Annotated in this window: 10 protein-coding genes; 1 reads left to right on the top strand and 9 read right to left on the bottom strand. The window is 61.6% G+C overall.

From position 1 onward, the window contains the following. On the top strand, nt 1-1,886 hold a 1,886-nt coding region (gene gcvP / locus VGO04_RS07345; protein ID WP_327495296.1), incomplete at its 5' end, for an aminomethyl-transferring glycine dehydrogenase. Between the two features lie 172 nt (nt 1,887-2,058). Here the strand turns inward: gcvP and VGO04_RS07340 are convergent. The 9 genes from VGO04_RS07340 to VGO04_RS07300 form a co-directional block, all read right to left on the bottom strand. After that, nucleotides 2,059-2,487, bottom strand: coding sequence for a response regulator (locus VGO04_RS07340; RefSeq protein WP_327495295.1), 429 nt, complete (start codon nt 2,485-2,487; stop codon nt 2,059-2,061). Nucleotides 2,488-2,498: 11 nt separating this feature from the next. Next, nucleotides 2,499-4,004, bottom strand: coding sequence for a sensor histidine kinase (locus VGO04_RS07335; protein WP_327495294.1), 1,506 nt, complete (start codon nt 4,002-4,004; stop codon nt 2,499-2,501). Nucleotides 4,005-4,099: 95 nt separating this feature from the next. Then, a complete protein-coding gene (gene sufA, locus VGO04_RS07330) occupies nt 4,100-4,492 on the bottom strand; it encodes a Fe-S cluster assembly scaffold SufA (protein ID WP_327495293.1) in 393 nt (130 codons plus the stop codon). Between the two features lie 98 nt (nt 4,493-4,590). Beyond that, nucleotides 4,591-4,971, bottom strand: coding sequence for an SUF system Fe-S cluster assembly protein (locus VGO04_RS07325; RefSeq protein ID WP_327495292.1), 381 nt, complete (start codon nt 4,969-4,971; stop codon nt 4,591-4,593). Nucleotides 4,972-5,040: 69 nt separating this feature from the next. After that, nucleotides 5,041-6,282, bottom strand: a complete 1,242-nt coding sequence (locus VGO04_RS07320) for a cysteine desulfurase (protein WP_327495291.1) — start codon at nt 6,280-6,282, stop codon at nt 5,041-5,043. A gap of 27 nt (nt 6,283-6,309) precedes the next feature. Next, nucleotides 6,310-7,590 carry a Fe-S cluster assembly protein SufD gene (gene sufD, locus VGO04_RS07315; RefSeq protein WP_327495290.1) on the bottom strand — a complete coding sequence of 427 codons (1,281 nt, stop codon included), beginning with the start codon at nt 7,588-7,590 and terminating at the stop codon, nt 6,310-6,312. 22 nt (nt 7,591-7,612) lie between these two features. Further along, entirely contained in the window at nt 7,613-8,368 is a 756-nt protein-coding gene (gene sufC / locus VGO04_RS07310) for a Fe-S cluster assembly ATPase SufC (protein ID WP_327495289.1), read from the bottom strand. An 80-nt stretch (nt 8,369-8,448) separates the two neighbouring features. Then, a complete protein-coding gene (gene sufB / locus VGO04_RS07305; RefSeq protein WP_327495288.1) occupies nt 8,449-9,918 on the bottom strand; it encodes a Fe-S cluster assembly protein SufB in 1,470 nt (489 codons plus the stop codon). Nucleotides 9,919-10,069: 151 nt separating this feature from the next. Further along, complete coding sequence (locus VGO04_RS07300) at nt 10,070-11,236, bottom strand: cysteine desulfurase family protein (protein WP_327495287.1); 1,167 nt, start codon at nt 11,234-11,236, stop codon at nt 10,070-10,072. Nucleotides 11,237-11,425 lie beyond the last annotated feature (189 nt).

Raw genomic sequence — 11,425 nt, 5'->3', positions numbered from 1 at the left:
ATATCCGCCGCGAGAAGGCGACGTCGAATATCTGCACCGCGCAGGTGCTGCTCGCCGTCATGGCCTCGATGTATGCGGTTTTCCACGGACCGAAGGGCATCAAGGCGATCGCCCAGAGCGTTCACCAGAAGACCGTTCGCCTGGCCATGGGCCTCGAAAAGCTCGGTTACACCGTCGAGCCCGACGTGTTCTTCGACACGATCACCGTTGAAGTCGGCAAGCTGCAGGGCATCATCCTCAAGACCGCGGTCGCCGAGGAAGTTAACCTGCGCAAGATCGGCGAAACCAAGATCGGCATCAGCCTCGACGAGCGCTCGCGCCCCGTCACGCTTGAAGCCGTCTGGCGCGCATTCGGTGGCGATTTCAAGGTGGAAGAGTTCGAGCCGGGCTACCGCCTGCCCGAAAGCCTGCTGCGCACCAGCGAGTACCTGACGCACCCGATTTTCCACATGAACCGCGCCGAAAGCGAGATGACGCGCTACATCCGCCGGCTGTCGGACCGCGACCTCGCGCTCGACCGGGCGATGATCCCGCTCGGCTCCTGCACGATGAAGCTGAACGCGACGGCGGAAATGCTGCCGATCACCTGGCCGGAATTCTCGGAGATCCATCCGTTCGTGCCGAAGGACCAGGCGGCCGGCTACCAGCACATGATCGAGGACCTGTCGGAAAAGCTCTGCGCTGTCACCGGCTATGACGCGATCTCGATGCAGCCGAACTCGGGCGCGCAAGGCGAATATGCCGGTCTGTTGACGATCCGCGCCTATCACCTGGCAAAGGGCGATGCCCATCGTGACGTCTGCCTGATCCCGACCTCGGCGCACGGCACCAATCCTGCCTCCGCCCAGATGGCCGGCATGAAGGTCGTCGTCATCAAGGTGAGCGAAAACGGCGACATCGACATGGACGATTTCCGTGCGAAAGCCGAGCAGTACGCCGAAAACCTCTCGTGCTGCATGATCACCTACCCCTCGACGCACGGCGTGTTCGAAGAGAACGTGCGTGAGGTCTGCGAGATCGTGCACAAGCACGGTGGCCAGGTCTACATGGACGGCGCCAACATGAACGCCATGGTCGGCCTCGCCCGCCCCGGCGACATCGGTTCCGACGTCAGCCACCTGAACCTGCACAAGACCTTCTGCATTCCGCACGGCGGCGGCGGCCCCGGCATGGGCCCGATCGGCGTCAAGGCGCATCTGGCACCTTACCTTCCCGGCCACCCGGAAACGGACGGCGAGGATGGTGCGGTCTCGGCAGCTCCCTTCGGTTCGGCTTCGATCCTGCCGATTTCCTGGAGCTACTGCCTGATGATGGGCGGCGAAGGCCTGACCCAGGCGACGAAGGTGGCAATCCTCAACGCCAACTACATCGCAGCGCGGCTGAAGGGCGCCTATGAGGTGCTCTACAAGTCGTCCAAGGGTCGCGTTGCGCATGAGTGCATCATCGACACCCGTCCGCTCGTCGAAAGCGCCGGGGTCACGGTTGACGACGTGGCCAAGCGCCTGATCGACTGCGGTTTCCACGCCCCGACCATGAGTTGGCCGGTTGCCGGCACGCTGATGATCGAGCCGACCGAATCGGAAACCAAGGCGGAAATCGACCGCTTCTGCGAGGCGATGCTGGCAATCCGCGAGGAAGCCCGTGCGATCGAGGAGGGTCGCATGGACAAGACCAACAATCCGCTGAAGAACGCTCCGCACACGGTCGAAGACCTGGTTGGCGATTGGGATCGTCCCTATTCGCGCGAACAGGCCTGCTACCCGCCGGGCGCCTTCCGGGTCGACAAGTACTGGTCGCCGGTCAACCGCGTCGACAACGTCTTCGGTGACCGCAATCTCATCTGCACCTGCCCGCCGCTGGAAAGCTACGCGGAAGCTGCAGAATAACCATCAAGGACTGGCGGAGCGCTTGTTCGCTCCGCCAGTTCGCGTTTGCGCGCCGTCCGTGTGATTGCAGGCAACATGAGCATCTGGCCCCGGAGCCCATCTCCAAATTCGTGACGAGAAAGTGTGTGGACCAAGGGCATGCGCGCTGGACCGTGCGACGCATTCGTTCGTGCTATCGCCGCAGGCTCATGCTTGGCGGCAGGATCGCGCTTTCGACCCAGAAGCGTATGAACGCCTCGGCAAAGCGGCGATACTCCAGGACCGACGAGGGCTTGGCGACATAGGCGTTGGCGCCGGCACTGTAGCAATGGAGGACGTCGGCCGGATTGATCGACGACGTCAGCACGACAATCGGAATGAGCGCGGTCGCCCGGTGCTTGCGCACGCGCCGCAGAAGGTCAATGCCGTCGCTGCCAGGCAATTTGATATCCATCAGGATGTAGTCGAAATGGCCATGCGTGAGCTGTTCGACAGCTTCGTCGGCGTCGGTCGCATGAACGAGTTCGATCGCCTGGTCGACCTGGGCAAAGGCTCGCATGACGAAACGCGCGTCGTGCGCGTCGTCTTCCACCAAGAGCAATCGCTTTGGCGTCGAGACCACCTTTTTCCGCCCTACTTCGCCTTCCTCAGCCGCCTCGGAAGAAGCACGATGAAACGTGCGCCTTCACGGAAGGTTGTGTCAAGGCAGATCGAACCATCGTGGCTTTCGGCGATGCGTTTGGCGAGCGCCAGGCCGATGCCGGTGCCCCCATAGACCGTCTCGTCCTTGTGCAGGCGCTGGAACACCTCGAAGATGCGCCCCGCAAAGCGCGGGTCGATGCCAATGCCGTTGTCCTCGACGGAGAGCTCCACCATTTGGTCCGTAAGGCCGCCTTGGATGCGGATGATCGGTGGCCGGTCGCCGTGCCGGTACTTGATCGCATTGCCGACGAGGTTCTGGACGAGCCGTCGAAGAAGCTCGGGATCGCCCTCCAGTTCCGGCAATGAACCAACCTCGAACGTCGCGTTGGCCGCGAGTGCGTCACCGGCAAGCATCGTCAGCGTTTCGGATACGACGTCGTTCAGGCGAACATTCGTCCAGTCGGTGATCCGATGGGCGATCTGCGCATAATCGAGCAGACTGTCGACAACGCGGTTCATGCGCCTCACGCTGTCGCGCAGGTGGCGGGCGTTTTCGGCAAGTTCGCTCTGGTTGCCGGCCTTGAGGTCGTCCTCGATCATTTCGGAGAACATCGAGATGTGCCTGAGCGGCGCCTTGAGATCATGGGAGACCGTGGCGGTGAACTGGTCGAGGGCTTCGTTCTTGTGTTCGAGTTCCTGTCGCTGCCGCTCAAGCGTCAATTCGGCCCGCTTGAGGTCGGTGACGTCGACGCGCGCAACGACCGTATTGCCATCCTTCGTCCTGATGTTCTCGACCCTGAGCCAGCGGTCGTCCGCGTAGCGAAAGATCTTCGGTCGGCCATCGGGGTGACGGAAATCGCGCAGCCGCGACGAGATCCATTCGTCGCCTTCGCGTGTTCCTGGTATGGCATCCGGGTAGTGACCGCCCTGCCGTGCGAGCAGCAGGATCTCTTCGGCGGTGATGCCGGGCTTCAGCGCCGGGCCGGCCGGGCCGCAGATCGCCTGGTAGGCCCTGTTGTAGACGACCAGCCGCTCTTGGCGGTCGAAGATGGCAAAGCCCTCGGGCATGGCTTCCAGCGCCGCGTTCAGCATCTGGGACGCCTTCTCGCGTTCGCTGACTGCCTCGGTGAGATCCGAAATATCTCTGATGATACCGATGAGCGCCAGCTCTTCGCCCTGATCGTCGATCAGCGGCGTGGTTCGCAAGTGGCCGGAGAAAGTCGAATTGTCTTGCCTGACATAGAGGTAGTTGGACGAGCGGGGCGCGGTTTCGTCCACTCTTGCGGCGCGGTTCTTCAGCCGTTTGTCATATTCGGCATCGTTGGCATAGATCAGCCGCACCGACCTGCCGATAAAATCTTCCGCCGTGTAGCCGAACTGCTGGAGGGCCGCATTGTTGGCCGAGCGGATGATCCGCTCGGCGTCGATGATGATCACCGGATCGGGGAACGTCTCGTAGAGCGCTTTGAAGACGAGATCCTCATTGAACGCTGCCATCACCATAGTCTCCGTTCCAGCTCCGTTACATCTCATCAGAAAAAAGGCCCGGCGAAAACCGGGCCAACCTATCTGCGTGAACGAATGAAAGAAACTTAGTTAGCGCGCACCACCGCATCGCCCTGCGCGGCGAGCGCTGCAAGGTCCGCAGGCTTCAGCTCAACCGATTCGCCGCAGCCGCAGGCCGAGGTCTGGTTCGGGTTGTGAAAGGTGAAGCCTGAGCGCAGCGTCGTGACTTCGAAATCCATCTGCGTGCCGAGCAGGTAAAGAACAGCCTCGGGTGCTACCCAGACCTTGGCGCCCAGATGCTCGATCAGGTCGTCCTTGGGGTTGGGTTCAGTGACCAGGTCGACAGCATACTCCATGCCGGCGCAGCCACCCTTCTTGATGCCGACGCGAATGCCCAGGGCATCGGCGCCGGAATTTTCCACGATCGCTCGGACGCGGCCAGCTGCGGCATCGGTCAGGCTCATCACGGCAAAGCCCATGGGCTCATTCTCCTTGTCGTCACCGGGGTAAAGGCCCGGCGCCTTACAGAATCAAATGTAGTATCCGTGCCTTAACGGATCAATACGGCAAGGCCCGATCAGTACCAGCCGACGGCGACCTGCGCCTCCTCGGACATGCGGTCGGGCGTCCACGGTGGATCGAAGGTCATCGCGACCTCGACGCCCGACACACCTTCGACGGCACCGACGGCATTCTCGACCCAACCCGGCATTTCGCCGGCGACGGGGCAACCGGGTGCCGTCAGCGTCATGTCGATCTTGACCATGCGATCGTCTTCGATGTCGATCTTGTAGATGAGACCAAGTTCGAAGATGTCGGCCGGAATTTCCGGGTCATAGACCGTCTTCAGCGCCGCGACGATATCGTCGCTGAGACGCGCCAGTTCCTCGGCTGGAATTGCCGAATGGACGATGCCCTCGCGGACGTCGACCTTTTCTTCCGTTGCATCAAGGCTCATGTCGGCCTCCTGGACTTTCTCTTCTGGTTCAGAAGATTATGATATCTCTTTGAACCTTTTACACTATTTTCAAGCGAAGAACTTGCGCGCATGCTCCAACGCGTCCGCCAGTGCATCGACTTCGGCCCGCGTGTTGTAGAGCCCGAAGGATGCACGGCATGTGGAGGTCACACCGAAGCGTTTCAAGAGCGGCTGTGCGCAATGGGTACCGGCGCGCACGGCGACACCGGCGCGGTCGATGACCATCGACACATCGTGCGAGTGAATGCCGGCAAGCTCGAAGGCAAAGATGCTGCCCTTGTCGGGCGTATTGCCGAAGATGCGAAGCGAATTCACCGACGCAAGGCGTTCGCGCGCGTAAGCCGTCAGGTCCGCTTCATGGGCCTGTATGGCAGCCCGGCCGAGCTTCTCCATATAGTCGAGCGCATGGCCAAGCCCGATCGCCTGCACGATCGGCGGCGTACCTGCTTCGAAGCGGTGCGGCGGGTCGTTGTAGGTGACGGTGTCTTCGGTTACGACTTCGATCATCTCGCCGCCGCCGAGGAACGGCCGCATTTCTTTCAGGCGTTCGGTCTTGCCGTAGAGCACGCCGATGCCGGATGGGCCGTATAGCTTGTGCCCGGTCATCACGTACCAGTCGCAATCGATGTCCTGGACGTCGACCGGCATGTGTACGGCGCCCTGGCTGCCGTCGACCAGCACCGGAATGCCGCGCTCGCGCGCGATACGGCAGATTTCCTTGACCGGAACGACCGTACCCAGCGCATTCGACATGTGGGTGATGGCGATGAGCTTGGTCTTGTCGGTCAGGCACTTCACGAAATCTTCGACATGCAGCGCACCGTCGTCATCGACGGGGATCCAGACAAGCTTGGCGCCCTGGCGTTCGCGGATGAAGTGCCAGGGAACGATGTTGGAGTGATGCTCCATGATCGACAGCACGATCTCGTCGCCTTCGCCGAGCTTCGGCATGCCGTAGCCATAGGCGACCGTGTTAATCGCCTCGGTCGACGACTTGGTGAAGATGACGTTGTCGACCGAAGGGGCGTTCAGAAAGCGGCGCACCTTCTCGCGCGCCGCCTCATAGGCTTCCGTCGCGGCATTCGACAGGAAATGCAGGCCGCGATGGACGTTGGCGTATTCGTTGGAATAGGCATGGGCGATCGCGTCGATCACGACCTGGGGCTTCTGCGCCGATGCGCCGTTGTCGAGATAGACAAGCGGCTTGCCATAGACGCTTCGCGACAGGATCGGGAAATCCTTGCGGATCGCTTCGACGTCGTAGGCTGGCACCGGTACAGAGTGTTCCATGTCTTTCAATCCAATCAGACGCGCTTCTTAGGCGTGCTTGTCGAGCCAGGTCGAGATGATGTCTTCCAGTGCCTCGACCAGCGTCTCATGATCTTCAAGCTCTTCGACGATCTCGGCAACGAAGGCGTTGACGAGCATCGCCCGTGCCTTGTTCTCCGGAACGCCGCGCGCCATCAGATAGAAAAGCTGCGTGTGGTCGATGTCGGCAACCGTCGCGCCGTGGCCGCACTGCACGTCGTCGGCGAAGATCTCCAGTTCGGGCTTGGCCGACAGGTCGGCGTCGTCGGAGAGGAGCAGCGTGTTGCACGACATCTTCGCGTCGGTCTTCTGCGCATCCTTGGCGACCAGGATCTTGCCCTGGAAAACGCCCTTGGCGCGGTCGAATACGACGTTGCGGATGATTTCCGAAGACGTCGTATGCGGCACGTTGTGGCCGAGCGTGAAGGTCACGTCCGTATGCGTTTCGCCGCCGAGCAGATTGATGCCACGAAGCGTCAGGTCAGCACCCTCGCCGCTCGTCTTGCCGTGGATCTCCTGGCGCACCAGCTTGCCGCCGGCGTTGATGACGAAGAGATGCAGCTTGGCGTTCTTGCCGAGGTCGAAGCGGATCTGGCCGAGATGGGTGTCGGCGGCACCCTGCTGCTGCAGGATGATCCAGATGACATCGGCGCCTTCGGCAAGCGTCACGTCGCTGACCGACGAAACGAAGCTTTCTGCGTCCTTGGTCGACAGGTGCCGTTCGATCACGGTTGCCTTGGCGCCAGCACCAAAGGTGACCGGGAAGCGTGTGTGCGCCTGGCCGAGGCTCTGCACCAGCTGGATTTCCAGCGGATTTTCCAGCGAGGTTTCAGCAGCGACGTCGATCTCGAGACCGCCACGCACGAGGCCGCCATTGATGCGACCGATCGCATCGTCGGAACCGAGCACGGCAAGGCCTGATGCGGCCGAGCCGTCGAGCAGGCTGTCAACGTAGGAACGCACGGTCACGCCCTCGGGCAGGTTGCCCTTGAGGTCGGCCTGGCCGTTGCGCACGGAAAGTACCGTCGAGCCAGGAACCAGCGCGTCGACGCGATCGGCGAACGCCGTCGGGTCAGCGGCCGGAACGGCGCGCAGCAGCGTGCGAAGGTCCGTGTAGTGCCAGGATTCGACGCGGCGGGTCGGAAGGCCAGCCGTGCGCAGTTCGTGTACCAAGTTGTCGCGAACCGAAAGCACCGAGCCGTCGCCCGGCAGATCACCGATCTGGGCGGTGTAGGCGTCGACGAGCGCGTTCTCGGCCGCCGTCATCTTGATTGCCTGTTGCATATTCATTCGAACACTCCTTCAACAGGCGTCAGGCCGCGGCCTCGATGATTTCCGCGTAGCCATTGGCTTCGAGTTCGTGCGCCAGCGTCTTGTCGCCCGACTTGATGACCTGGCCCTTGTAGAGGACGTGCACCGTGTCCGGCACGATGTAGTCGAGCAGGCGCTGGTAGTGGGTGATGACCACGACGGCACGATCAGGCGAACGCAGCGCGTTGACGCCGTCTGCGACGATCTTCAGCGCGTCGATGTCGAGACCGGAGTCCGTTTCGTCGAGCACGCAAAGCTTCGGCTCGAGCAGCGACATCTGCAGGATCTCGGCGCGCTTCTTCTCACCGCCGGAGAAGCCGACGTTAAGCGGGCGGCGCAGCATTTCCGGAGCGATCTTCAGCTCGGCAGCCGCTTCCTTGACGCGACGCATGAATTCCGGCGTCGTCAGTTCGTCTTCGCCGCGATACTTGCGCTGCTCGTTCATTGCCACCTTGAGGAACTGCATGGTTGCAACGCCGGGGATTTCGACCGGATACTGGAAGGCAAGGAAGATACCCTTGGCCGCACGCTCGGAAGCGTCGAGCTCGAGGATGCTCTCGCCGTTATAGAGGATGTCGCCTTCGGTGACTTCATAGTCTTCGCGGCCCGACAGGATGTAGGACAGCGTCGACTTGCCGGAGCCGTTCGGGCCCATGATGGCGGCGACTTCGCCGGCCTTCACGGTGAGGTTCAGGCCACGGATGATTTCGGTGCCGTCTTCGGCGATGCGAGCGTGCAGGTTCTTGATTTCAAGCATTTCTATCGTCCTCTTGGGAAACGAACGTTTGTTCGCGCGCAAGCTCTTGGTGCGCGCCATTCGATATTCAGTTCAGGGCCTTAGCCGACCGAGCCTTCCAGCGAGATGCCGATCAGCTTCTGCGCTTCGACGGCGAATTCCATCGGCAGCTCCTGGATGACTTCCTTGACGAAGCCGTTGACGATCAGCGCGATCGCCGCTTCGGTCGGGATGCCGCGCTGCAGGCAGTAGAACAGCTGGTCCTCGGAAATCTTCGACGTCGTGGCTTCGTGCTCGAACTGTGCCGTCGAGTTCTTCGCCTCGATGTAGGGAACCGTGTGCGCCCCGCACTTGTCGCCGATCAGCAGCGAATCGCACTGGGTGAAGTTGCGGGCGTTCTCGGCCTTGCGGTGGGCCGAAACCTGGCCGCGATAGGTGTTTTCCGAAACGCCGGCCGCAATACCCTTGGAGACGATGCGGCTCGACGTGTTCTTGCCGAGATGGATCATCTTGGTGCCGCTGTCGATCTGCTGGTGACCGTTCGACACCGCGATCGAGTAGAACTCGCCGCGCGAACCGTCGCCGCGCAGGATGCACGACGGATACTTCCAGGTGATCGCCGAGCCGGTTTCGACCTGCGTCCAGGAGATCTTGGAGTTCTTGCCACGGCAATCGCCACGCTTGGTGACGAAGTTGTAGATGCCGCCCTTGCCTTCCTTGTCGCCCGGGTACCAGTTCTGAACCGTCGAGTACTTGATCTCGGCGTCATCGAGCGCGACGAGTTCGACGACGGCAGCGTGAAGCTGGTTCTCGTCGCGCTGCGGCGCGGTGCAGCCTTCCAGATAGGACACGTAGGCACCATCTTCGCAGATGATCAGCGTGCGCTCGAACTGGCCGGTGTTCTTCTCGTTGATGCGGAAATAGGTCGACAGTTCCATCGGGCAGCGAACGCCCTTCGGCACGAAAACGAAGGAGCCGTCGGTAAAAACCGCCGAGTTCAGCGTCGCATAGTAGTTGTCGGTCGTCGGAACGACGGAGCCGAGATACTTCTTCACGAGGTCCGGATGCTCGCGGATCGCCTCGGAGATCGACATGAAGATCACGCCGGCCTTCTTGAGCTCTTCCTTGAAGGTCGTGACCACGGACACGCTGTCGAAGACAGCGTCGACGGCGATCTTCGACTTCTGCACGCCGGCCAGGATTTCCTGTTCCTTCAGCGGGATGCCGAGCTTCTCGTAGACCTTCAGGATCTCCGGGTCGACTTCGTCAAGCGACTTCGGACCGGTCACGCCTTTGGGAGCGGCGTAATAATAGATGTCGTTGAAGTCGATCTTCGGATAGCTGACGCGCGCCCAGGTAGGCTCTTCGAGCGTCAGCCAGCGGCGATAGGCCTCGAGACGCCATTCAAGCATCCACTCCGGCTCGTCTTTCTTCGCCGAAATGAAGCGGATGATGTCTTCCGAGAGGCCTTTCGGTGCCTTTTCGACTTCGATGTTCGTCTCGAAGCCGTACTTGTACTGGTCCACGTCGATCTGACGGACCTGATCAATGGTCTCCTGCACGGCAGGCATGTCGTTCTCCAATCTTGCCGGATCCAAGGTCCGGCAGCTTGTCAGCGCGGTGCGAACTTGGCGCACCGCTTATGTAATGGCTAAAAGGCGCTTTTCACCCTGTTTGCCAAGCGGAAAATTGCTTTTCCGCAATTTCGTCGCATTGCCTGCGTCAGGCCGCTTGTCCCGACGCGCGTCGCCTTCCTGCTACCTTCGCAAAGGCTGCGGCGCAACGCTCGATTTCAGCCGGTGTCGTCGCGTCGCCGATCGATATTCTAAGCGCACCCTGGCGCGGATCGTAGCCCATCGCCGTCAGCACGTGGCTCTGCCCGACTTTTCCGGACGAACAGGCCGATCCCGCCGAAAGCGCCACCCCTTCGAGATCGAAGGCGATCTGTCCCGTCTCTGCCTTCAGGCCAGGAAGCGTGAAGAAGACTGTGTTGCCAACGCGCGAAACGTCGCGGCCGTGAATGACCACGTCGGCCGCCGCCGTCAGCATTTCACTCTCGAGCCTGTCGCGGAGCGCCGTGATCGCCGCCATGCGTGCGGCAACATCGGCCCCGACCTTGCGGGCAGCGGCAGCAAAGCCGGCAATCGCCACCGGGTTTTCCGTGCCCGAGCGATGCCCCTTTTCCTGCCCGCCGCCACGGATCAGCGGCACCGGCATCATCACCTCGCCGCGCGCGACAAGCGCGCCGGCGCCCTTGGGGCCGCCAATCTTGTGCGACGACAGAATCAGGAAGTCGGCGCCCAGATCTTCGATCGCGAGCGGCACCCGGCCTGCGGCCTGGACCGCGTCGACAACGAGTATAGCACCATGGCCGCGAGCAATCGTGGCAATCTCGGCAATCGGCTGGATAATGCCGGTCTCGTTGTTGACGAGCATGACGGCGACCATGGGCAAGCCAAGTGTGCGGTCATGTGCGGCCAGCAGCGCCTGGAGCGCGGAAAGATCGACGACACCTTCAGAGGTCACGGGGATTTCGCAAACCGCCTCGCGCGGGAAGCGTCCGCCTTCGCGCACGGCCGGATGCTCGATCGCCGAAGCAAAGAGCCGGCCGATCTTGAGTGGTGTGCGACCCATTCGGAAATCGGGCGTCAGCACAAGGTTGGCCGCCTCGGTCGCACCACTGGTGAAGATGACGCTCGAGGCCTTAGCGCCGCAAAGGGCGGCCACATCGCGACGGCAATTTTCGATCAGCGTACGAACCGCCCGGCCCTCGCCATGGACGGAAGACGGGTTGCCGATAAGGTCGAGCGCAGACAGGCAAGCCTCGCGCGCTTCGGGCAGAAGCGGCGCCGTGGCGTTCCAGTCCATATAGATGCGCGAACCCGACATGATTTCCTTCGCTAGATCAACAGGCTGCACGCCGGCAACCTCTGGCGATGCATTTTCCTTGAATTTTCCGCGCCGCTTGCCTTATGAGACGAAGCACAGGGCGGAATGCCCGTACAGAAGTTTTGAACGGTTCTAAACTAGGTTTTAGAAAAGCTGACTGCTTTCGTCAAGACTGATCGCGATCTGAAG

This window comes from Ensifer sp. (genome assembly GCF_035999185.1).
GTDB lineage: Bacteria > Pseudomonadota > Alphaproteobacteria > Rhizobiales > Rhizobiaceae > Ensifer.
The sequence above is the reverse complement of the archived record's forward strand: the minus strand, read 5'-3'. Positions and strand labels throughout refer to the sequence as shown.

Bases quoted from the DNA above. Each gene is read 5' to 3' on its own strand.
- VGO04_RS07335 (WP_327495294.1), bottom strand. From the start codon at position 4,004: ATGGCAGCGTTCAATGAGGATCTCGTCTTCAAAGCGCTCTACGAGACG.
- sufA (WP_327495293.1), bottom strand. From the start codon at position 4,492: ATGGGCTTTGCCGTGATGAGCCTGACCGATGCCGCAGCTGGCCGCGTC.
- VGO04_RS07325 (WP_327495292.1), bottom strand. From the start codon at position 4,971: ATGAGCCTTGATGCAACGGAAGAAAAGGTCGACGTCCGCGAGGGCATC.
- VGO04_RS07320 (WP_327495291.1), bottom strand. From the start codon at position 6,282: ATGGAACACTCTGTACCGGTGCCAGCCTACGACGTCGAAGCGATCCGC.
- sufD (WP_327495290.1), bottom strand. From the start codon at position 7,590: ATGAATATGCAACAGGCAATCAAGATGACGGCGGCCGAGAACGCGCTC.
- sufC (WP_327495289.1), bottom strand. From the start codon at position 8,368: ATGCTTGAAATCAAGAACCTGCACGCTCGCATCGCCGAAGACGGCACC.
- sufB (WP_327495288.1), bottom strand. From the start codon at position 9,918: ATGCCTGCCGTGCAGGAGACCATTGATCAGGTCCGTCAGATCGACGTG.
- VGO04_RS07300 (WP_327495287.1), bottom strand. From the start codon at position 11,236: ATGTCGGGTTCGCGCATCTATATGGACTGGAACGCCACGGCGCCGCTT.